General features: G+C 38.9%; 16 protein-coding genes. 12 read left to right on the top strand and 4 right to left on the bottom strand.

Annotated elements, in window-relative coordinates; all coding sequences use genetic code 11:
* Position 1: 1 nt before the first annotated feature.
* From J7I96_RS04720 to J7I96_RS04700, 5 genes are all read left to right on the top strand, one after another.
* On the top strand, positions 2-949 hold the full coding sequence (locus J7I96_RS04720) for a transketolase family protein (RefSeq protein WP_214769829.1): 948 nt from the start codon (positions 2-4) through the stop codon (positions 947-949).
* Between the two features lie 33 nt (positions 950-982).
* Positions 983-2,437 (top strand): four-carbon acid sugar kinase family protein, encoded by a 1,455-nt coding sequence (locus tag J7I96_RS04715; RefSeq protein ID WP_214769827.1) that lies wholly within the window; start codon positions 983-985, stop codon positions 2,435-2,437.
* The gene (locus J7I96_RS04710; RefSeq protein ID WP_214769825.1) at positions 2,438-4,195 is read left to right on the top strand and encodes a thiamine pyrophosphate-binding protein; all 1,758 of its coding nucleotides are present in this window, start codon (positions 2,438-2,440) and stop codon (positions 4,193-4,195) included. It begins immediately after the preceding gene.
* Positions 4,196-4,340: 145 nt separating this feature from the next.
* Complete coding sequence (locus J7I96_RS04705; RefSeq protein ID WP_214770187.1) at positions 4,341-5,279, top strand: sugar phosphate isomerase/epimerase family protein; 939 nt, start codon at positions 4,341-4,343, stop codon at positions 5,277-5,279.
* 203 nt (positions 5,280-5,482) lie between these two features.
* On the top strand, positions 5,483-6,733 hold the full coding sequence (locus J7I96_RS04700; RefSeq protein WP_214769822.1) for an allantoate amidohydrolase: 1,251 nt from the start codon (positions 5,483-5,485) through the stop codon (positions 6,731-6,733).
* A 339-nt stretch (positions 6,734-7,072) separates the two neighbouring features.
* Here the strand turns inward: J7I96_RS04700 and J7I96_RS04695 are convergent, their stop codons facing one another.
* Entirely contained in the window at positions 7,073-8,725 is a 1,653-nt protein-coding gene (locus tag J7I96_RS04695) for a PucR family transcriptional regulator (RefSeq protein ID WP_214769819.1), read from the bottom strand.
* 771 nt (positions 8,726-9,496) lie between these two features.
* On the opposite strand from J7I96_RS04695, the gene J7I96_RS04690 reads away from it, so the two are divergent.
* The 6 genes from J7I96_RS04690 to J7I96_RS04665 all read left to right on the top strand — a co-directional run bounded on the left by J7I96_RS04690 (position 9,497) and on the right by J7I96_RS04665 (position 18,694).
* Positions 9,497-10,849 carry an allantoinase gene (locus tag J7I96_RS04690; protein ID WP_214770183.1) on the top strand — a complete coding sequence of 451 codons (1,353 nt, stop codon included), beginning with the start codon at positions 9,497-9,499 and terminating at the stop codon, positions 10,847-10,849.
* A gap of 255 nt (positions 10,850-11,104) precedes the next feature.
* A complete protein-coding gene (gene allE, locus J7I96_RS04685) occupies positions 11,105-11,869 on the top strand; it encodes a (S)-ureidoglycine aminohydrolase (RefSeq protein ID WP_214769816.1) in 765 nt (254 codons plus the stop codon).
* A gap of 128 nt (positions 11,870-11,997) precedes the next feature.
* Positions 11,998-12,381, top strand: coding sequence for a cupin domain-containing protein (locus J7I96_RS04680; RefSeq protein WP_194719361.1), 384 nt, complete (start codon positions 11,998-12,000; stop codon positions 12,379-12,381).
* A gap of 217 nt (positions 12,382-12,598) precedes the next feature.
* Positions 12,599-13,903, top strand: coding sequence for a uracil/xanthine transporter (locus J7I96_RS04675; RefSeq protein ID WP_214769813.1), 1,305 nt, complete (start codon positions 12,599-12,601; stop codon positions 13,901-13,903).
* A gap of 277 nt (positions 13,904-14,180) precedes the next feature.
* The gene (locus tag J7I96_RS04670) at positions 14,181-16,355 is read left to right on the top strand and encodes a malate synthase G (protein ID WP_214925495.1); all 2,175 of its coding nucleotides are present in this window, start codon (positions 14,181-14,183) and stop codon (positions 16,353-16,355) included.
* A gap of 1,076 nt (positions 16,356-17,431) precedes the next feature.
* Positions 17,432-18,694, top strand: a complete 1,263-nt coding sequence (locus tag J7I96_RS04665; RefSeq protein WP_214925498.1) for a pyridoxal-phosphate-dependent aminotransferase family protein — start codon at positions 17,432-17,434, stop codon at positions 18,692-18,694.
* 282 nt (positions 18,695-18,976) lie between these two features.
* On the opposite strand, the gene J7I96_RS04660 is transcribed toward J7I96_RS04665, so the two are convergent.
* Genes J7I96_RS04660 through J7I96_RS04650 form a run of 3 tightly spaced genes read right to left on the bottom strand, consistent with a single transcriptional unit; the run spans position 18,977 to position 21,338 of the window.
* Positions 18,977-19,423 carry a PaaI family thioesterase gene (locus tag J7I96_RS04660; protein WP_214925502.1) on the bottom strand — a complete coding sequence of 149 codons (447 nt, stop codon included), beginning with the start codon at positions 19,421-19,423 and terminating at the stop codon, positions 18,977-18,979.
* A 14-nt stretch (positions 19,424-19,437) separates the two neighbouring features.
* Entirely contained in the window at positions 19,438-20,988 is a 1,551-nt protein-coding gene (locus J7I96_RS04655; RefSeq protein ID WP_214769798.1) for a solute symporter family protein, read from the bottom strand.
* On the bottom strand, positions 20,985-21,338 hold the full coding sequence (locus J7I96_RS04650) for a DUF485 domain-containing protein (protein WP_214769795.1): 354 nt from the start codon (positions 21,336-21,338) through the stop codon (positions 20,985-20,987). Before J7I96_RS04650 ends, J7I96_RS04655 begins: the two co-directional genes overlap by 4 nt.
* 273 nt (positions 21,339-21,611) lie before the next feature.
* Between J7I96_RS04650 and J7I96_RS04645 the strand changes: the two genes are divergently transcribed.
* Positions 21,612-22,940: a phenylacetate--CoA ligase family protein gene (locus J7I96_RS04645; RefSeq protein ID WP_214769792.1), complete on the top strand. Its 1,329-nt coding sequence runs from the start codon at positions 21,612-21,614 to the stop codon at positions 22,938-22,940.
* The last annotated feature ends 105 nt before the right edge of the window (positions 22,941-23,045 follow it).

Here is a 23,045-nt window from a genome sequence, read left to right as displayed (position 1 = left end):
GATGGCAAATCAAGAAGCACCACGTAAAGGTTTTGCTGATGCACTAATTAGACTTGGAGAAAAACATGACAATTTAGTGGTACTTGACGCGGACTGCGCAAAATCGAATATGACAAATCTATATAAAAATAGATTTCCAGAACGTTTTTTCAATATCGGTATTTCCGAATGTGATTTAGTGGGTACCGCGGCCGGCATGGCAGTGGCGGGTAAAGTACCATTTGCCAATGCTTATGCAAACTTCCTTACTGGGCGCGCATTTGATCAAATGAGAATTTCAGTATGTTATTCAAATAACAATGTGAAGATTGTCGGTCATAACGCTGGTACATCAGCTGCTCAAGAGGGTGCAACACATTTACCGCTTGAAGATATTTCTTTAATGCGATCACTCCCACGTATGACTGTAATTGTTCCAGCTGATGCGGTTGAAATGGAAAAAGCAGTAGAAGCTGCTTATTACCATGAAGGACCAATTTACCTCCGTGTTGGCAAATTACCAGTACCGATCGTTACCAAAAAAGAAGAACCATTCAAAATAGGTAAAGCAATTAAATACCGTGAAGGATCTGATATTACAATCATCAGTACTGGGATAATGCTTGATGAATCACTAAAAGCAGCAGGTGAATTGGAAAAGCAAGGTGTAAGCGCCGAACTTTTACACATCCATACAATTAAACCTATTGATAAAGAAGCCATTATTGCATCGGCTGCGAAAACAAAACATGTCATCACAGTTGAAGAGCATTCAATTATAGGTGGATTAGGTAGTGCTGTTGCTGAAGTATTATCGGAAAGCCAACCAGCTATATTAAGAAGAATCGGTACAAATGACCGTTTTGGGGTTTCTGGAAAAATGGATGAATTACTTGATTTATTTGAATTAAGAGCACACCGTATTATTTCTACTGCAAATGAATTATTAGGGCATAGAGTAACTAGCTAATCACATTTTTAGATAATGAAAGGGGGAGGTTTTTTGTCAAACGCAACCCAATATCTAAGTTTAAAGGATACTTTAGACCTCTTCTCTAAATCGGATGACAGCCTTCGTGCTGAAATCAAAGCTCATTTAAACCAAACAAAACATAAATTTATCGTTTTAGATGATGATCCAACCGGTGTCCAGACGGTACATGATATTTTTGTCATCACAGACTGGGGAAAAGACTGGATTAAAAAAGGATTATCTGATGAGAGAAGTGTACTTTATATTTTAACAAACACAAGAAGTCATAATGCAGAAAAGACGGAAATCATCAATAGGGAGATTGTCCAAAACATTGTTGACGTTACTAAGGAAATGGGAATCAATTATTCAATTATCAGTAGAAGTGACTCAACATTAAGAGGGCATTATCCACTTGAAATTAATGTGCTCCAAGATGAATTATTAAAAACTGCTGATGTACAAATTTCAGGTCATTTAATCATTCCGGCTTTTTTTGAAGCACATCGTTACACCATAGACAATATTCATTATTTAGGTATGGAAGGCCAGCTTGTCCCAGTAAATGAAACAGAATTTGCGAATGATTCCGTTTTCGGTTTCAAAACCGCTAATTTGCCAAAATGGATTGAAGAAAAGACAAATGGAAACGTAGCTTCAGAGTCAGCATTGATCATTTCACTGGAAGATATTCATAATGGCGGCATTGATAGAGTTTATGAGATTTTACTATCTGCTAACAATAATACTCCTATTATAGTAAATGCTAAATCTTACTATGACTTGGACATCGTATCATTAGCTGTCCTTAAAGCAATTGATTCTGGCAAACAATTCTTGTTTAGAACTGCGGCATCTATTGTAAAATCGATTGCGGGCATTCAGGATCGTCCATATTTATCAGCTAATGAGATTGTTTCAAATGATGAAAGCCAAAACAATGGTGGCTTTATTATAGTAGGTTCTCACACGAATAAAACTACGGAACAAATTAAGGAACTAATGAATAAATACCCGATTGAACAAATCGAAATGAATGTTGTGAAAGTTCTGAATGAAGAAACGAGAATTGAAGAGCTAACCCGAGTATGTCAATTAGTAGATAAAAATATTTCTTCTAATCGCGATACGCTTGTATATACGAGTAGGGATTTAATTAGTGCGAAAGATAAGGAAGAAAACTTGAAGATTAGTCAAACTGTTTCAAGTTCTTTAGTTAAAGTTATTCGCTCACTGAAAGTAAAGCCGAAATTCATCATTGCAAAAGGTGGTATAACTTCGAGTGATGTGGCAACTGACGGCTTAGATATTAAATATGCAAAAATTTTAGGGCAAGCGATCGCCGGTGTTCCAGTATGGTTAACCGGAAGTGAAGCTAAGTTTAAAGATACACCTTATATCGTATTTCCAGGCAACGTTGGGGATAAAGATTCGATTGCTCAAATCTTTGAAAATATAAAAAAGGATCAAAAGGGAGAGATATAGATGGCTAAACAAAAAATGACAGCTGCTGAGTTAATTGCCTTGTATTTAGAAAAAAGAGGGGTGAAGCATGTTTATGGTGTACCGGGAGCTGCAATTTTACCATTCTATGATGCAATAAAAGAATTAACTAAAATCGAATCATATATTGTTCGTCACGAGCAAACGGGTGCTTTCATGGCTGATGGTTATTCAAGAGCAACTGGTGAAGTAGGTGTATGTGCTGCCACATCAGGTCCTGGTGGAACTAACTTCTTAACTGGCCTTTACGGTGCATGGATGGATTCCATTCCAATGATAGCCATTACCGGTCAACAAAAAAATAGTTTAATTGGAACCATGCAATTCCAAGAAGCGCCTATCGTTGAAATGGCAAAGCCTGTAACGAAAGCTGCATACCGTTTAACTGACGGTTCGAAAGCTGCTGAATTTATCCATGAAGCATGGGTAACAGCTACTACTGGCAGAAAAGGTCCAGTGCTTCTTGATTTACCGGTTGATCAACAAAAAGTTGAAATAGAAGTAGACTTGGATGTGCTTATCGGTTCTACTCCAGTCGATAACTTACCACAAGCTTCCGACGCTGATATAGAGAAAACATTAGAATTATTAAAAGATGCTAAAAGACCGGTCCTACTTTCTGGTGGAGGGGTCAACATTGCGAACGCTACCATTGAATTAAAAGCGTTAGCTGAAGAACTGCAAATCCCTGTAGTAACTTCTGGCATGGGGATGGATACATTCCCTAACGATCACCCTTTATTCGCTGGACGTATGGGAACGATGCTTGATACTCCATTCGGTAACAAAACAATTGTTGAAGCCGATTTAGTAATCAACCTTGCCGGACGTTTCGCTGATCGCTCAACTGGTAATGTTTCGGTATTCACACAAAACGGTAAGAAAATCATCCACGTAAATCTTGATAATAAGGAAATTGGTAAAGTTGTACCAACGGTTTTAGGTATCGTTTCTGATGTTAAAACATTCATGATTAAACTTGCAGAAGCCCATAAAGCACTTGGTGCTCATGTAGCTGCAACTGCCGAAGTAGGCACTAGAGTTAACTTAACTGAAGAGCGTAAGAAATGGGCACGTAAAACGGATTACACAACACTTCCAATCAGACAAGAGCGTGCATTGCGAGAACTTCGTGAATTCTTGGATCGCGATGCCTTCGTATCACATGACTGCGGTATCAGTCAAATCTGGTCTAGTCAATTATTTGAAACGTATGTACCAAGAACATACTTATTAACTGGCGGTGCGGGGACAATGGGTTGGGGCCTTGGTGCAGCAATGGCAGCGAAACTTGCATTTCCTGAAAGACAAAGTGTAAACATCCTTGGTGATGGAAGCTTAGGAATGTCATTGCAAGATATTGCTACAGCTGCAAAGCATGATATTCCGGTCATTATTTTCTGTATGAATAACTCATTAATGGGATTAATTCGCCAACAACAAAACTGGTTCTATAATGAACGCCAAATATCTACGGACTTAATTTACAAAAATGAATTATGTGATAATGAAGAGCGAGGAATCGACTTTGTTAAAACGGCTGAAGGCATGGGTGTTCGTGGTGAGCTAGTTACACATTATGATGACATCAAACCAGCTCTGCAACGTGCAGTTGACTCAGGTAAACCATATTTAATCGAAGTTATAGTTGATCCAGATCCTAAGAACGCATGCGAATTCTCTAACAACGGTGCACTTAATGGATTTAAATACTCAGAAAAGATTGATTATTCCAAATAGTCATCACTCTTGATGGAAGTGGTTTTTTTGAAGCAATGGGATATGACCTATTGCTTCAAAAAACATATTAGTAATGAAAAGCAGGATTGACTGTACTTAAATAATGGGTTCATTAAAGGAGGGAAGCCGAAAAATCGGCGAAACAATGTCAGCAAATCTTCATAATTCTATGAAAGTCGGAATTGTTCACTTCATGGCTTATCCGGAAACAATGGGTGGAGAGGGCCCAGCTGTTGAAACAATTAAGAAAATTGTACAAGATGATTTTTTCTCTGGAATTGAAATTACATCTATTAACAATCCTGAAGAACGTAAAGAGGCTGCTCAAATTTTACAATCCGGTGGAATGAATGTAGGGTTTGGTGCACAACCGATTCTATTAAGAAACAAAGGAAACCTTAATTCTTTTGATGAAGCAGAGCGTAGAAGGGCTATCGATTTAGTAAAAGGCGGAATTGACCAGGCTTACGAAGTAAATGCTGCTAAACTTGGTTTCTTAAGTGGGGCTAAACCAGATAATCAACAAGATGTCGCATTACAATTACTAACGAATTCTATCAAAGAATTATGCGATTATGCAAAATCTAAAGGTGATTTAGTACTCTCACTTGAAACATTTGATGATGAGACTGATAAGAAATGTTTAATCGGTTCGAATAAACTTGCTGTTGAAGTTGCAAAAGAAGTTCGTAAAGTAGATCCCACTTTCGGTTTAATGCTTGATTTAAGTCATTTACCGATGCAACGTGAAACGTCTCATGATGCATTAACGGTAGCTCGTGATTATATTAACCATGCCCATATCGGAAATTGCTATATTAAAGATACTTCTGATCCTGCTTACGGCGATCAGCATCCGCGTTTCGGATATCCAGGAAGTGAAGTTGATGTTCCTGAATTAGCTGAGTATTTACGGTCTCTATTAGAAATTGGTTACATTGGTGAAGGTATAAAGAATATAGTCGCTTTTGAAGTGAAACCTGTCGGTACAGAATCATCTGATATTGTAATTGCACAGTCAAAACGTACTCTAGTTGATGCGTGGTCATTATTACATTCAAAAAAAGGGCGTTTAGTTAGTTAGCCTATATATATGTACGATATGTATTAAACGGTGACAAGTGCTTTTGCTTGTCACCGTTTAATCTAACTTTTAATTAGCTTATCATGCAGAATTCCTATTGAGCAAAGACTAAATAAAGTGTTAATATGACTTTGCATATTAAGTAACTGGATTTAAATAACAAAAATTTTACTTGGAGATTAAATTGGCAGGGAAGTGATCGATTGGTTAAACTTCAGAAGGATGTTGATGCTATAAGAATCAACACTAGAACCGAAGAACTTGCTGCTTGTTCATCCACATCTGTTGGTGTCACTAGACTACCTTTCACAGCGGAAAGTTTAAAAGCAGAAAGTCTAGTTGAAAAGTGGATGAAAGCAGCTGGGATGACGGTAAGAAAAGATGCTCTTAATAATATAATCGGACGTTATGAAGGGAAAGATCCTACAGCTCCAGTTTTAATGATTGGTTCACATTTAGATAGCGTGATTGAAGCAGGTAAATATGATGGGATTCTAGGAGTTATAACTGGAATAGAAGTTGTTCAAACTCTTAAGGATAATGGCATTTTATTATACAATCCAATCGAAGTGGTAGGTTTTTGTGATGAGGAAGGAGTAAGGTTTCACTCAACTTTCCTTGGTAGTAAAGCGATTGCAGGAACCTTTACTGCTGAAGATTTAGAAAGGGCAGATGAACAAGGAATAACAATTGCTGAAGCGTTAAAAGGAATTGGCATTGCTGACCCATATGCTTATAAAGACGCTAGTCGTACTCCAGAAGAACTTCTCGCTTATTTGGAACTTCATATCGAACAGGGGCCTGTGCTTGAGAAGGAGAATGAACCTGTCGGCATAGTTCGCGGGATTGCTGGTGCTACAAGATTTTATTTTGAAATTATCGGGAAACCTGGACATGCAGGTACAGTTCCTGTTGCCCTTAGACAAGATGCGCTTTTAGGAGCTAGTGATCTCATTTCCTACATTGAGAACATCGCTATCCAAAATGAACCATTAGTGGCGACCATCGGAAAACTTACTGTAAGTCCGGGTGCTAGTAATGTAATACCTGGCCTTGTAACAGGAACGCTGGATATCCGTGATTTAGATGTGGATCGTAAGAAAAAAGCCATTGATGCCATATTAACTGAAAGTGAAAGAGTAGCAAAAGCTAGAGGACTCCAAATTTATTTTGAACAGGTCATGGAAGCCGATCCTGTATACTGTGATGAACAATTGATTAAAGTAATCGAGGAGTCCATTAGCGAATTGGATGGCAGTCCTATCAGTCTTGTAAGCGGTGCTGGTCACGATGCAATGGCTATGGCGGATGTAACGAATGTTGCAATGATTTTCGTTCGTTGTAAAGATGGTCTTAGTCATCACCCAGATGAATTCGTGACTGTAGAAGATATGGGTGCAGGAGCTAGAGTCCTTTACTCTACAGTGATTAAGATAGCCACAAAACAATATTGAGGAACTTATAAGTTTTAGCTATCAACTAAAAGAGAACTTCTTACAAAAAAACTCGTGATCCGACTGTATCGGAACACGAGTTTTTTCAAAATGAATACATTTCAATTATTGGACAAAGATCCTTCATTCGATGAAACAGTCATGCGTATCGACAATGATCCGATGTAATAAAAGGAATTCTGTTTGTTCATTAAAAAGCCACTGAAATTCCTGAATTCCTCATAATCCAAGACACTTCCAGAAAATAAAGTCGAGAATTACTCTTTATATTGATCTCTGTCTGCGTAGAGCAGTTTACCTTCAGTCAATATCTGCTTTAGTAGTGATTACAATAACTTATTAATCACTATTACCCCTGAAAATTGAACTCATGAGTAAAGCTATACGTAAATGAAGTGAGTTTTTTGCATCATGAACGGAATAATTCAACATGTCCTCACATTTGGCAATTCGGTATTTAACGGTATTACGGTGAACAAACAGTTTCCTGGATGTAATAGCAAGTTCGCAATTATTATCCAAATATACCAATAAGGTATTAACTAAGTCTTTTTCATCTTTATTTTTCGGGTAGGATAAAGAACGTAAAGTATTTTCATAAAATTTTTTTAAATCTTTTTCGGGAATTAACCGAATCAGTTCGATTAATTGCTTGGTCTCGTAAAAGTTGATAAATTTATTTTGAAACAGTTCAGCCCCATTTGTCCATGCTTCCACTGCCTCTTCGTATGTAAGGTGGATATAGGTAAGGTCATTAGAAAAGTTACCAACTCCAAACGACAACGAAATTTTCAGATTTGAATAAGCCTCATTCTGGAATTCCTTCAGCCTTTCTTCTATTATGCTTTTAATCGAATCATTAATATTCAGAGGAGCTTGCATCAAAATAACAAAATATCCATCTTTCATAAAAACGATGTTGTTAGTATCTATTTTTAAAAATGATTTATGTAAAAATTTATATAAATAGTCGTATAATTTATTCATTATGTCTGCACTTTTTTGTAAAGCGTTTTGTTTATCATCATCAATCTTACACACAATGCATACGTATTTCATATTGTCGATTAAGCCATGCTGTTTTCCCCTATGAATAATTTCTTGTTTGTTAGAAATCTTTCCATCAACAAGGGAAGCAAAAAAGTTATTTTCTAACAAACGACTGTTTTCTCTAATGGCCTCGTTTTTAAGTAGCGTGAATGAAATGACTGTTGATGCTTGTTCTATAGCTAATTGTGAAGATGGGTATGAAAGCTTCTCAGGGTGAAGAATTAATAGAAAATAGGGATAGGGACGCATTGTTTTCACCCGAAACATCTTTATAGAAATGTCCGTATTTTGGATGTCGATAGTAAGCTGGTTTTTCTCCAGGTATGTTTCTATATCACGTTTAATTTGTTCTTGAACATTTTTCATGACGATTTTCATATTTCCTGTACGAAAATGATGAGAAAAGGATGTCACATCACCAATAGGATCAAGTAGTAGAACAGGACATTTTAATAGGGAGCCAAGATTTTCAATTAAAGAATTCAGACTGTAGCCTTTTATCATCATATTGGTAAATTCCTTGTGAATATGCATCGCATAGAATAACTCTTCAATTTGGTTATCCCATATAAAGCTTAATAATTGATGAGCAACCGCACCTAATGTTAATGTCTCTGGAATTTGAATAATTGGAAATTCTAATGAGTCAGCCAATTCGATTACATCCTGCGGGATCTTATCAATGAATCTTTTAAGTTTAATGGCAATCCCTGCACATGGTAGTTCATTAATTTGGGAAATGAGATTGCATAATGCATGAGGGTCGTTTTTAAAAGCGTATCCTGTTGTCAATAATAGTGAGTTCTTAGCTAAAAAATTGATGGCATCTGGTGTTTCTGAAATCTCAATTGATTCTACTTTCCTTTTAAGTCCGGCATGTCCAGCAATAATTTTGGCTTCTTGAAACACATCAACGATAAATAAATCTTCTACCTTTTTCATCATACACCTTCTAATTCTACATTTTGTCAGTTTTTATTACTAGAAAGGGAAGCAAACGAATCTTGTTAAATTTGGACAAAAATTTAAATGGAAATTGTTTACACCGCATAATGATTTTGTGAATGAATCCGCTTATAATCAATTGTATAGAGGATTGAAGGTTAATGAAACTGTTTTCAAGATTTTTTTTACATTCCTTGAATCCCAAGTTTTTATTATATTTAGAAACTATATTTATTTTTTGAAGCGCATACAATCCGCCAGTTTTTGCCTGCTCTCAAGCTATTAATTGCTCTATATTTTTCTGGTACGATGCTCGCATTCGTTCATCTATATTGTTTTTGTTTTAAAAAGCGCAACAGAAACGAGAGGATGTGGTTAAAGGGGCTTAATTGATGGAAACGTGAAATAGTCAGAAAAAGAGTCCGAATATTAAAAAAATGAATCAGTATTGACGACCTTGGTGAGGGTGCCGTACAAAACAAGATAACAGCCAAGGCTGCGCATCTCGCTTCCCGTTTCCATAAAGGTGGATGCGATTAAGTTGGGAAATGGATTGTAAGTTTCATTCCAAAATTGCTTGATAGAAGTTTTAGTGGAATCTACTAAACCTCAAAACGATGTTCAGAATGTAATAGTTGTATTTAATTCCGAATATATACGATTTCAGCTGCCCAAAGAAATGTTCGTTTCTTCATCAGGCAACTTGTAAAGAGGATTCTCCTTAAAAGTTTTTATAAAGTTTGATTTCCCATGGAAAGGAATGAACCTATGGCTACATATGATTTACTCATTAGAAATGGAAATCTGGTAATGTTTGATTCGATTGTTCAAGGAGATATTGCAATTAAGGAAGGGAAAATTAAAGAAGTGACTATTGGAAAGAATATTGATGCTTTAGCAACAAGAGAAATTAATGCTGAGGGGCAGCACATCCTCCCAGGATTAATTGATACTCATGTTCATTTCAACGAGCCAGGCAGAACTGAGTGGGAAGGTGTTCAAACTGGTAGCAGAAGTTTAGCGGCAGGTGGGGTGACAACCTATTTTGATATGCCATTGAACAGTACACCACCAACAATCAATAAAGAATATCTGGCATTAAAGAGAGCTTGCTCCGAAGAAAAGTCGGTAATCAATTGCCGCTTTTGGGGTGGACTTATACCGGAAAATATTGAGAATATTAAGGAACTTGATGAAAATGGAGTAATTGGATTTAAAGCTTTTATGTCACCGAGCGGAATTGTCGATTTCAATCATGTTGATGATAGTACGATTTTTAAAGGGATGAGAGAAATCGCCTCTGTAGGTTCACTTTTAGCCGTTCATGCTGAAAGTACAGTCATTTGTGATCAGCTTGCACAAGAAAAACAAAGACAAAATAAGACGACTGCAAAAGACTTCGTCGAATCAAGACCGATAATTTCCGAAATTGAAGCGGTAAGAAGAATAATTTCATATGCAGAAGCTACAGGGTGTAAACTGCATATTGTTCATGCGAGCAGCCGCAAAGTAGTGGAGGTCATCAATCAGGCAAAGCAAAGAGGCCTGGATATTACGGTAGAAACATGCCCTCATTATTTATCTTTGACATTAAAAGACTTAGAGGAAAAAGGCGGATTGGCAAAATGCTGCCCTCCACTGCGTGATGATGAAGAAGTAGAACAATTATGGGAAGCTGTGGCAAACGGTGAAATTGACGTAATAGCATCCGACCATTCACCAGCACCTGCTTCTATGAAAGAAGTAATAAATAATGACTTTTTTAGTGCCTGGGGTGGGATTTCCGGTGCCCAATCTACGCTCAATATTATGTTGACGGAGGGGCATTTCAACCGTAATCTTCCTCTGGGGAAAATTGTTGAATTAACATCAACGAATCCAGCTAAGTTATTTGGCCTTTATCCCCATAAAGGGATAATAGCCGTTGATAGCGACGCTGATCTGGCAATAGTTAATCTGAACAAAAGCTTCGAGCTGAAAAAGGAAGATTTGTTCTACCGCCATCAGCAGTCGCCTTATGTTGGCAGGACATTCAAAGGGCAAGTAACAACAACGATCGTCAATGGGGCTATTGTTTTTGAAAATGGAAGCATTACCACTGTGGAAAAAATTAAAATCTAGGGTCGTTAAGCATAAAGGGCTGGAGAAAATCTTTTTATCTATAATGAACAAAAATATAAAACGTTTTTATCGAATAGGCATAAAGACTAATTAAATGAAAGCGGTTAATATTTATATAAGGGACTTAATCGTTTCTAACAAGCTAATAATATATGGAAACAAGCTTCAATTATAAGTTGATTTATAGCGGAAACCAGGGCACACCATGAGGCACATACTTTCAAATAAAATACGATTAAAAGGAGAGTTTAAAAGATGGGTTATCCTAAAGATTTATTAGCAAGCAGATCAATAATTGAGCACGGTAAATATGCTTTAATTGCACCTGAAGGATTGGTTAATAATGTTGTTCCGGGATTTGAGAATTGTATCATTTCCATTTTGGGTTCTCCAAAGCTTGGAGCAAGCTTTGTCGATTACATTGTGACAATGCAAAAGGGAGGAAAGAACAGCGAGGGGTTTGGTGGACAAGATAATGTTGAGACATTTGTCTATGTTATTGAAGGGAAAATAAAAGCTGCTGCAGGTGAACAAGAGTTTGTCCTCGGTGAAAGCGGTTATTTATACTGTCCGCCAGGAACAAAGATGTATTTAGAAAACCAATCGGATGGAGATTCTAAACTATTCCTATATAAGCAAAAGTATCGTCCACTTGAAGGACGGAGGCCTTGGGTCCATTCAAACCATGCTAACAACATTGAATTCAGGATTTATGATGATATGCATAATGTCCATCTTAAGGATCTTTTGCCTGCTGATATAGATTTTGATATGAATTTTCATATTCTTTCCTTTGATCCCGCTGCATCTCATCCGTTCATCGAAACACATGTGCAAGAACATGGAGCCTACTTACTCTCGGGAGAAGGGATGTATAACCTGGATAATCAGTGGGTTCCCGTAAAGAAAGGAGATTACATTTTTATGGGTCCATATGTACATCAAGCAGCCTATGCGGTAGGCAGAGAAAATTTAACTTATGTTTACTCTAAAGATTGTAATCGCGATGCATCCTTGTAAAAGGTCACATCATTTAGAAGAAATGAGTAAATGACAACTTCAAGAGATTTAATGCGGGCAGAATTGTATTTTAGGGAGATCCGGTAAGTGTAATTCAAAACCATTAAATATAAAAGAGGTGCTGAGGTATGGACCAGAATGTAATTTTGAACAAAAAGTCGATAATAGAGGAAAGAGTTTTTGAAATCGATAAAATAGCAAAATTCGATTCTAATGCACCACAAAAAAATTATTTCTATGAAACGGATAAAACTGTCGGGGCAGTTTGGTGTCTTGAACCTGAGCAGGAAGTATATTTACATTCCCATTCGAATGTTGATGATATTTGGGTTTGCATTGAGGGGGAAGGAACATACTTTCCTGATCTGGAGAATGAGATTACGATCAGAAAAGGAATGGTAGTATTGGCCAAGCCTAATCAAATTCATGGTATGCGTAATACAGGAAACAGTCGATTCATGTTTGTAGGCTTTGCTGCAGGGGCATTGCCTATGGATATAACAAGATATTAGAAAAGGTTAAGATTATTAAACATTACAATATAATTTAAGTTTCTTCTTTAAAAAACAAAAAAAGTGATTAAGGCGAAGCGATGTAATGAAGACAGCGCTTCGCTTATATTTTTATTTATAAAAAAGTGATGATTTGTAATGTTTACGATTGGCTTCCTTAAAAACTAGCAAACTGATTTTACAAAAAATCCAGAAATCGGAAATGGTGATGATTAAGATGAAACAGCAAGGAGTTACTGTAACATTATTCTCGTCTTTACAGTGGCTTTTTTTTATTTTTGCCAATACGGTTGTCGTACCAATTTCTGTAGGAGCAGCATTCCAACTTCCTACAGAAACAATTGAAATGACGATAAGATGCTCCTTTATCTTTACAGGCATATCCTGTATTCTGCAGGCCTGGATTGGACATCGTTATCCATTATTGGACAGCCACTCGGGGCTAATGTGGGGGCTGATGATAAATATGGGCATCTCTGCATCTGCACTCGGATTGGATTTTGCAACCGTAGGGGGAGGAATTGCAACAGGTGTTTTGCTGGCTGGAGCTGTAACCGTACTGCTTGCGGCATTTAACCTGATTTATATCATACAAAAAGTAATTAAGCCGATGGTGATAAGTGTTTATATATTTTTACTGACCTTTCAGCTCATTTTTATTTTCTTCAAAGGTATGTTTAAAATAACCGAAAGTGGAACAATCGATCTCCCTGTCAGTTTGTTTTCAATCTTGATTGTCATCTTCGTCGGCTTTTTAAGGATTAAAGGAGGGAAAATACTAGGCAATTTCTCAATCCTGATCGGAATTATCGTTGGATGGTCATTATATCGAATTATTTTCCCTTCAGATCTTCCGACGGCTAGCTCTTCAGGTATGGCATTCACTTTCTTTCCCCTTGGAACTCCAAACTTGAATATTGGTATTATTTTTGTTTCCTTTTTTGCGGTCCTTCTGAATTTAACGAATTCTTTCGCTTCTATTCAAGCTGTTGCAGATGTATACAAGGAAAAGGTGGAACATAGTCAATACAGGAGATCTATTTTTGTAACAGGTATTTTTGCGTTTATCACTTCGTTTTTTGGCTTGGTCCCTTTTACACCATTTACATCTACGATAGGTTTTTTACAAAGTACCAAGCTATTTAAACGAAAGCCATTCATTATAAGCGGATTTTTGTTTACTCTCCTTGGAGTTATACCGCCATTAGGGAGATTCTTAGGAACAATACCATTAACAATAGGTAACGCTGTTTTATTTGTCGCATACCTTCAATTGTTCGGGACCGCATTAAACAGCCTGAAAGGAACGTTATTCAACTCTGAAACGATACTCCGTATAGCGGGGCCAGTCCTAGTTGGAGTTAGCATTATGAACATCCCGCCAGCATTATTCGGCAGTTTACCTGTCCTCTTGCAGCCTTTCATTACAAATGGTCTCATTATGGGTGTCATTATATCGATCTTTTTGGAAAAATTCATTAATTGGAATAAATTAACAACCAAATTGGAAGTTGGGCAGTAACCGATATATCTACCAGGAAACGGAAACATAAGGTGGGTGTTCTAAAAAAATGGGATTTCATTTTACAATTGAAGAAAAAGGTGTTCATACCACATTGACATCTCTAACGATAAACTTGAAATTGATTATAAGATAACAAAACAATAAATTCGAGAACTTGAAATCGAAAACAAATTAAGCATTGAACCCGTTAAAAGGGGGGGGAGATCACCAGGTTTAAGAAAATTATCTCGGCGTATGCCGGTAGTCAAACTAATTTTTAGAGGAGGAATACATCATGGGAGAATATGTGAAAGTAGGTAATCTTCAAGTGGCTTCGGTACTTTTTGAATTTATCAATAAAGATGGGCTGCCTGGAAGCGAACTGAATCAGGAACAATTTTGGGTTGATTTTGAAAAATTGGTACATGACATGTCTCCAAAAAACAAAAAATTGTTAGCTCGTCGTGATGAAATTCAAACCAAAATCAATACATGGCATAGAGAAAATAAAGAGATGGACTTTGCTGAATATAGAACATTTTTACAAGAAATTGGCTATCTCGAACCTGAAGGAGAAGACTTTCATATTACGACAGGAGGGGTAGATGATGAAATTGCCTTCCAAGCCGGTCCGCAGCTAGTTGTCCCGGTTGATAATGCTCGTTATGCTATTAACGCTTCAAATGCAAGGTGGGGAAGCCTTTATAATGCCCTATATGGTACTGATGTTATTAGCGAAAAAGAAGGAGCCTACCGAGAAGGGAGCTACAATGAAGTACGCGGTGGAGAAGTCATTTCATTTGCAAAGGATTTTCTTGATCAAGTAACTCCTTTAAAGGACCATTCACATAAAGACGCTGTAAATTATGCAGTAGTAGATGGGAAATTAGCTGTTACACTCAGAAATGGAGAAATTACGAGTTTAGTAGAGGAATCTAAGCTAGTTGGCAATCAAGGTGAATACGGAAAGCCATCGGCGATATTATTGAAAAATAATGGGTTGCATTTTGAAATTCAGATTGATCGAAGTCATCCGATCGGTAAAATAGATAAAGCTGGCGTTAAGGACATTCTAATGGAATCTACTCTTACGACCATTATGGATTGTGAGGATTCTGTTGCGGCAGTGGATGCTGATGATAAAGTCCTGGTCTATCGAAATTGGTTAGGTCTTATGAGGGGGGATCTGGCTGTAAGTTTCAAAAAGGATAATAAAATGATGACACGTACAATGAACCCGGATCGTTTATACAGAGCACCAAATGGAGAAGAATTCTCTTTACCTGGTCGTTCACTTATGTTTGTCCGTAACGTGGGACACTTAATGACCACGAACGCTGTCCTGGATGCAAATGGTGAGGAGATTCCTGAAGGGATTATGGATACAGTCATGACTAGTTTACTTGCCAAACATTCCCTGTTGGGGAATGGTAAATATCAAAACTCATCTAAAGGATCAGTTTATATCGTTAAGCCAAAAATGCATGGATCCGAAGAGGTGGCTTTTGCCAATGAGCTCTTTGATCGCGTGGAAGACATGCTTGGTCTACAGCGAAATACACTGAAAATTGGCGTTATGGACGAAGAACGTCGAACTTCATTAAACTTGAAAGCTTGTATCCGCCAAGTTAAAGAAAGGGTGGCCTTTATTAATACTGGGTTCTTAGATCGAACGGGAGACGAAATTCATACTTCTATGGAAGCCGGGCCTATGATCCTCAAAAATAACATGAAAGGATCAAAATGGCTACAAGCTTATGAAAAATCGAATGTCAATATAGGTCTAGCAACCGGTTTTCAAGGTCGAGCTCAAATTGGTAAGGGAATGTGGGCAATGCCGGACATGATGGCGGAAATGCTAACGCAAAAGATTGGCCATCTAAAAGCGGGGGCGAATACAGCGTGGGTGCCTTCACCGACTGCAGCAACATTGCATGCTCTTCATTATCATCAAGTGGATGTAAAAAAGGTGCAAGACGAGTTGAAAAAGAATCCAGTAAATTTACGTGATGATATTTTGGAAATCCCGGTGGCTCAAAACCCCGAATGGAGTCCGGAAGAAATTCAGCAAGAGCTGGATAACAATGCCCAAGGTATCCTCGGTTATGTTGTACGTTGGGTAGAACAAGGAATTGGTTGTTCCAAAGTACCCGATATCAACAATGTAGGGTTGATGGAAGACCGTGCCACACTAAGAATTTCGAGTCAGCATATCGCTAACTGGCTTCACCACGGAATTTGTACCAAAGGACAGGTTTTGGAGACTTTACAACGAATGGCTATAGTAGTGGATGAACAAAACAGTGGAGATTCAGCCTATCAATGTATCGCGGATAATTACGACAGCTCTGTGGCGTTTCAAGCGGCATGCGACCTAGTGTTTCAAGGCTGTAACCAACCAAGTGGGTATACTGAGCCTATCCTGCATCGACGACGCATTGAAGCGAAGGAAAATAAGTGTAAACATTAAGTGATTTCTGGGGCATTGAGACCAACCAGGATGCAATGTTATAGTAATTCATACGGGGCTTAGGATTAAAATAAGTGATTATTCGATAAAATGGGGAACAAGTGATCATGATTACTTGTTCCCCATTTTGGTCTAATTCTTTATAAAAAGAAAAAGCAAATAAAACATATGTGAATTAGATGTTACAAAGATTAGACATCATCTTTTTAGGTTCGCAGTCCATCAAAAGTTAATTTGGCCGGCATAAGTAGAACCAGTATCTTAATTTATCAAAAAATACTAGTGAAATATGATAAGGCGCTGACTATAACAAAAGTTCTTTTGATCATAGAGATTTATATATAAATACATTATTGGCTGTCTTTCAGTTGGTTATTTTGCACAAAAAAACACCGAAATACTAACAGAATTGTCAATGAAGTTAAAGGCGAAAGCAAGTAAAATAATAGATGAGATAAATTTTGTGAATGTTCATGACATCAAAGGCTATTGCGAAGGGAAACGATATGATGGGCAATCAAAACGAAAAATTAATAGATGAAAAGGATGATGTTGCGTTCGATGATAGAATGGTTAGCATTTTTCGGGGGAACAGAGAGTAATGGGGTGACACGGATATTATATTCCAAGGAAAGGATGAGCGTTCAGCAGGCAATGAAAGCTGAGGATGGGAAAAAACTTATTATATATTTTGATAGTGTATGATTTAGGTCCCTCCGGTGGAATCATTCCGACCAGTTCCCATATGGAAACGGACAAGGATGGGGCGTCACCGCCTTTATACGGTGAAAATCATTGGTAAAAGTGATCATGCGGGCACCATCCCCATTCATAAAGGAAGGATGCTGTCGTCTGGCTTCGGAATTCAATGTTCCGAATGGCATCGGAGAGGAAGAGGTTTTTGAAAGGTTTTTGTAAGGACATTTTCGATCTCGACTCCATGGCAAATAAAGCGGAAATGAAGCTGGGGTTTCACAATCGATCGATGTCAAACCTGTTGCGATGGATATGGATAAGGGAATCGGATTTTTGAATGAAATACTTTATAAAATAGCCTATTGAAGGAGTTGGTAAAAATGGCATATACAGAATTGAATGCACCGATGAGAACGATCATGACACCAGGACCGGTCGAAGTTGACCCGCGTGTTTTAAGGGCGATGAGCACACCGATATTAGGGCAATTCGATCCTGCATTCACCACTATCATGAATGAAGTGATGGAAATGCTGCGTTTGGTTTTTCAAACCAAAAATAAATGGGCGTTCCCGATAGATGGCACCTCAAGATCCGGTAATGAAGCGATTCTATGCAGCATCATTGAGCCGGGGGATAAGGTCCTGGTTCCTATATTCGGAAGGTTCGGTCATTTATTGGTGGAAATCTGTGAGCGATACGGAGCTGAAGTCCATACGATGGAATGTCCTTGGGGAGAAGTGTTCGAACCGCAAGCAGTCATTGCGGAAATCAAGAAAGTCTCCCCAAAAATAACAGCAATCGTGCATGCGGAAACCTCCACTGGTTGTATGCAGCCTTTGAAGGAAATCGGGAGGGCCTGCCGTGAATTGGGTGTCCTGCTTGTTGTGGATGCGGTTGCTTCCATCGGGGGCACCGATGTTAAGGTGGACGAATGGTGTATTGATGGATTGATAGGAGGGACACAAAAATGCTTGTCCGTTCCTTCCGGTATGGCACCGATTACGTATAATGAGCGAATAGAAGAAATCATCCTGTCCCGCAAAAAGGTGGAACGTGGTATAGCCACCGATGAAGACAACCAACAGGTTTCGCTCAGCCGTCCGATTGCCAGTAATTATTTCGATTTAAGCATGCTGCAGGATTATTGGGGACCGCGTCGTTTGAATCATCATACAGAAGCAACTTCCATGATTTATGCGTTACGTGAAGGATTGCGCCTTGTGCTCGAAGAAGGTCTGGAAACGCGCTTTGCCCGTCATGAACTCCACGAAGCTGCTCTCGTTGAAGGGATCAAGGCAATGGGACTAATGTTATTCGGGGATGGGAAAAACAAACTTCCGTGTGTAACTTGCATTGAAATTCCAAAAGGAATCGATGGTGAAGCTGTAAGAGACATGCTGTTGAATGAATTTGGCCTCGAAATCGCTTCCTCATTTGGTCCGCTTCACGGGAAAATCTGGAGAATTGGGACCATGGGATTCAGTTGCAGGAAAGAAAACATCCTGTTTGTATTGGCCTCCTTGGAAGCTGTCCTTTTGCGCAAGGGGTTCCAAGTTAATCGGGGAGAGGCTTTGCAGGCTGCACTGGATGTATATGTAGGAAAGAAGGAGAAAATGGCAGCATCACAAGGAACTCTTTGAATAATGGATGTCCATGTGGATTTCAGCAAACCTGTCCATGATCATGGGGAAGGCATGGAGGGAAAATCACTTATCAGACGGATGGGATAAGTGAACGGGAATGCGGAGTCGTTAATAGAGATAGGTTCCAGTATTGCGGTCAATAACTAGAAGAAGGATTATAAAATAGAGGGGGGGATTCCAATCGGGAATCCCCCTTTTATTTCTATGCGTACGTATCCTTGGCAAATCAAGGGAAAGGAAACCGGACAAATGGATTGTTTGTCAGGTTTCAAACGTTACTTATTCAACTTGGTCGACGAAATATTGATTTTTCCTGAATACCATCGCTTCCATGGTTGCAATCAATTCCCTTTCATTTAACACGTCTATTTTATACCAGGCCAGTTTATGGTTTTTCTTGATCTCTTCTGCTCTGGCAGTTAAAGTCTCCCCCCGTTTGCCAGCTGATAAGAAATTGATGCTGTTTGAAACGCCAACCGCTATTTTGCCATATGAATTGCTGGCTGCTGCGAACACGTAATCAGCAAGTGAAAAGATAATGGCACCATGAACCGTTCCGTGGCTATTTAGCATGTGGTCACTTGGAATCAATTCTGCTTCCGCTGTGCCGGGACCGAGTTTCGTCAGCCTCATCCCTAGAAAAGAAGCATATGGTTCGTCGACCAGTACTTGTTTGATTTGATCGTAATGCAATTCGTGAATATCCTTATCTAAATGTGTGGTCATGGAAATCCCCCTTATTAATGGTCTTTTGCTGAACTTATCCCATATCCGGTGTTTGATTTGAACAGTACTTCAGCAAACCTGTTTTCCTCATCTTTTGCCTTTGACAAGATTGTGCCTAAATAAGCTCCAATAAAGCCGAGCGGCACGGTGAAAATGGTCGGGTTGCTCATCGTGAAGAGGGGATCGCCTGTGAAAATCCCCATTCCAGGTTCCGGATTCCATACATTGGGGCTAAGCATGACCAGTATGATGGAGCTGAGTAAACCGCATGACATTCCTGTGATCGCTCCGGTTGCGTTGAAGCGTTTCCAATATATTGTGCAAAGGATGATCGGTAAATTGGCACTGGCAGCAATCCCAAGCGCGAGGACTGAAAGAAAAGCGACATTCATTGATTGTGCGAATAAAGCAAGTAGAATCGAAATGACAGCTACACCGACAGAAGCCAATCGGGCAACGAGTACTTGCTGTTTTTCCGTAATATTTCCTTCCTTGATGATTTCACCGTATATATCGTGTGCAAAAGCGGATGCAGACGTTAAAACAAGACCGGACACAACCGCTAAAATGGTGGCAAATGCTACAGCAGAAACGAAGGCGAATAAAAATTCACCGCCCATTGTTAATGCAAGAAGAGGAGCGGCCATGTTTCCAGCAGGGTTTGCTTCGACAATCCGCTCAAACCCGACGAAAGATGCAGCGCCGAAACCTAGGAATATGGTCATGATGAAAAATAATCCTATAAACCATGTGGAATAAACGACGGATTTCCTTGCAGTAGCTGCGTCCTTTACTGTAAAGAAGCGGACGAGTAAATGCGGAAGGCCGGCTGCCCCGAGGACAAGCGACATATTAAATGAAATCATGTCGAGTCCATCGGTGTATTTATTTCCAGGATGCAAAAATTCCTTTCCAAGCGGTGTTGCAGTTTGGACATGATGGAACATCTCTGAAATGTTGAAATTAAAACGGGAAAATACGATGAACGTCAACACAGCGGAACCGCCTAGCAAGAGAACCGCTTTGGTGATCTGCACCCAGCTTGTCGCTCTCATCCCGCCGAAAATTACATAAATCGTCATCAATACTCCGACAAGAAGGACGGATAGCCAATAATCGATGCCGAGCAGCAGTTTAATCAATCCCCCTGCACCCACAAGTTGTGCAATCATGTAAAAGATTGAAATGACAAGTGTATTGGCGGCAGCTATCCCTCGCACTTTTTTTGATTTGAAGCGTGCTGAAATCATGTCTGCCAGCGTAAACTTACCTAAATTGCGAAGTGGTTCCGACACAAGGTACAATAGAACAAGAAAGGCAACAAGGTTACCGATGCTCATGTAAAAGCCATCAAAACCAATCAGTGCGATTGCACCTGTAATTCCCAGGAAAGAAGCTGCTGACATAAAGTCACCTGCTACGGCCAATCCATTTTGCCATGCTGTCAATCCGCCCCCGGCAGTATAAAAATCACTGGCATTTTTCGTCTTTTTAGAAGAGTAATAGGTTATTGTAAGCGTTAACAAAATGATGCCCAAAAAAAGTGTGAGGGATAAAATGCTCATTCGCCAAGCTCCTTCTCATATTTTTTCAAGATATTTTTAGCCAGCTTGTCATACTTCGCGGATTTTTTGATATAGACGATTCCTCCTATCCATACGACGGCAAATTGGAGAAGTGCATATATCCAAGCCCAAGGAATATGGAAAAAAGCTTCACCTTTCAGTACTTCTGTGTAAGCAGCTAAAATAGGCAGAACAAAATAAAAGGCAAGAAAGAAGAGAGTGACAGGTACGATAAAAGCTTTTTTCTTTTGGATAAGTTCCTTGAATTCTTCCGTTTCAATTAATTGACGATACTTGTTTCCGCTGTCATAACCTGATGGTGAATGCCCAGTTTTAGCTGGTGATTCCATAATAATCCCCCTTTAAATTGTAGGACGTTTTTGAAACGATGCTTAGATAAAATGATATATCAATGCTAAAGTTAACATAATCAGAAAATTTAGTAAATTAAAACTTTGTTTTTTTGTTTATTCTGTCATTTTTGATGAATTCAAGAAAACATGATTGACAACGTATAAATGACGTATTAATCTTAAAATTAAGCATAACACTAATTTGAATTCCGTGTAATTATCGTTATGAAAGAGAGGTCCTATGGGGACCAAATAAGGGGGACTGAAACAATGTACAATCCGGAAGTTGAAACGGCTACGCGTGCCGAAATGGAAAGTCTACAAATGACACGCCTTAAGAAAACGATAAGCCATGTATATGAAAATGTACCTTATTACAGAGAAAAATTTGATGAGATGGGCCTTGATCCAAAAGATATTCAAACTCTAAGCGATGTGATAAAGCTTCCCTTTACAAAAAAACAGACTCTTCGTGATCAGTATCCTTTCGGTTTATTTGCCGTTCCAATGGAGGATGTGACACGCATTCATGGTTCATCCGGAACAAGCGGAAAGCCTACCATTGTCGGGTATACGAAAAACGATTTGGAAAACTGGGCAACGATCGTCGCACGTGGAATTGTAGCTGCAGGAGGCCGCAAGTCAGATATTTTCCATAACGCATATGGATATGGTCTGTTTACAGGGGGCCTGGGCTTGCATTGTGGGGCAGAAAAGCTAGGAGTTGCGACAGTACCTATTTCAGGAGGGAATACCGATCGCCAGATTACGATCATCAATGATTTTAAACCGCGCGGCATTTGCGGAACCCCTTCTTATATTTTGAATATCGCTGAAAAGATGGAAGAGATGGGAATCGATCCTGCTGATAATGGGCTTGAGTATGGGATTTTTGGAGCTGAGCCATGGTCGGAGGCAATGAGGGCAACACTTGAGAGGAAACTGAATTTGAAAGCCATCGATATTTACGGCTTAAGTGAAATTATGGGGCCGGGAGTTGCGATTGAATGTCATGAAGCACAGGATGGACTGCATATCGCAGAAGACCATTTTCTTGTCGAGGTCATTAATCCGGATACACTTGAACCGGTTGAGGACGGCGAGGATGGGGAACTTGTCTTTACAAGCCTTACAAAGGAAGCGCTTCCAATCATTCGTTATCGTACAGGCGATATTGCCTCCATTACCCATGAACCATGTAAATGCGGACGCACCACAACAAGAATGTCCCGTGTTAAAGGCAGAACGGATGATATGATCATAGTCAGGGGAGTGAATGTATTTCCATCTGAAATTGAGCGTGTGTTATTCCAAATGGAGGGTATTGTTCCTCATTACCAGATTCACCTCGTTAAGAAGGGGAATATGGATAGTGTTGAACTGCATATAGAAATTGAAAGCGGTTTCTACAGGGAGATTGGAGAAGACTTAGCGCATATAAAAGTAGAGAAATTAAAGAAAACGATTCAACATCATATGAAATCCACATGTCTTGTAACGATGGATATTGTTGTTAACATCCCAAAAGGCATTCCGCGTTCAGAAGGGAAAGCCATTCGTGTCGTGGATAAACGGAATGATGAAATCATTAGCGTATGAATGGGGCAGTGGGTAAAAGGGTATATGAATAAGAAAATGCAGTGGACGTTACGATAATTGGACGGTAGGGAAAGAAGAAAGAATTAATGAAATTGAGATAAGGAG

This window comes from Bacillus sp. ISL-78, assembly GCF_018613455.1.
Lineage (GTDB): Bacteria > Bacillota > Bacilli > Bacillales > DSM-1321 > Peribacillus > Peribacillus frigoritolerans.
This window is presented reverse-complemented; position numbering and strand designations above follow the sequence as displayed.

Excerpts from the sequence above, each read along its gene's own strand:
- J7I96_RS04720 (WP_214769829.1), top strand. The coding sequence starts at position 2 with ATGGCAAATCAAGAAGCACCACGTAAAGGTTTTGCTGATGCACTAATT.
- J7I96_RS04710 (WP_214769825.1), top strand. The coding sequence starts at position 2,438 with ATGGCTAAACAAAAAATGACAGCTGCTGAGTTAATTGCCTTGTATTTA.
- J7I96_RS04705 (WP_214770187.1), top strand. The coding sequence starts at position 4,341 with ATGTCAGCAAATCTTCATAATTCTATGAAAGTCGGAATTGTTCACTTC.
- J7I96_RS04695 (WP_214769819.1), bottom strand. The coding sequence starts at position 8,725 with ATGAAAAAGGTAGAAGATTTATTTATCGTTGATGTGTTTCAAGAAGCC.
- J7I96_RS04690 (WP_214770183.1), top strand. The coding sequence starts at position 9,497 with ATGGCTACATATGATTTACTCATTAGAAATGGAAATCTGGTAATGTTT.
- allE (WP_214769816.1), top strand. The coding sequence starts at position 11,105 with ATGGGTTATCCTAAAGATTTATTAGCAAGCAGATCAATAATTGAGCAC.
- J7I96_RS04680 (WP_194719361.1), top strand. The coding sequence starts at position 11,998 with ATGGACCAGAATGTAATTTTGAACAAAAAGTCGATAATAGAGGAAAGA.
- J7I96_RS04675 (WP_214769813.1), top strand. The coding sequence starts at position 12,599 with ATGAAACAGCAAGGAGTTACTGTAACATTATTCTCGTCTTTACAGTGG.
- J7I96_RS04670 (WP_214925495.1), top strand. The coding sequence starts at position 14,181 with ATGGGAGAATATGTGAAAGTAGGTAATCTTCAAGTGGCTTCGGTACTT.
- J7I96_RS04665 (WP_214925498.1), top strand. The coding sequence starts at position 17,432 with ATGGCATATACAGAATTGAATGCACCGATGAGAACGATCATGACACCA.
- J7I96_RS04660 (WP_214925502.1), bottom strand. The coding sequence starts at position 19,423 with ATGACCACACATTTAGATAAGGATATTCACGAATTGCATTACGATCAA.
- J7I96_RS04655 (WP_214769798.1), bottom strand. The coding sequence starts at position 20,988 with ATGAGCATTTTATCCCTCACACTTTTTTTGGGCATCATTTTGTTAACG.
- J7I96_RS04650 (WP_214769795.1), bottom strand. The coding sequence starts at position 21,338 with ATGGAATCACCAGCTAAAACTGGGCATTCACCATCAGGTTATGACAGC.
- J7I96_RS04645 (WP_214769792.1), top strand. The coding sequence starts at position 21,612 with ATGTACAATCCGGAAGTTGAAACGGCTACGCGTGCCGAAATGGAAAGT.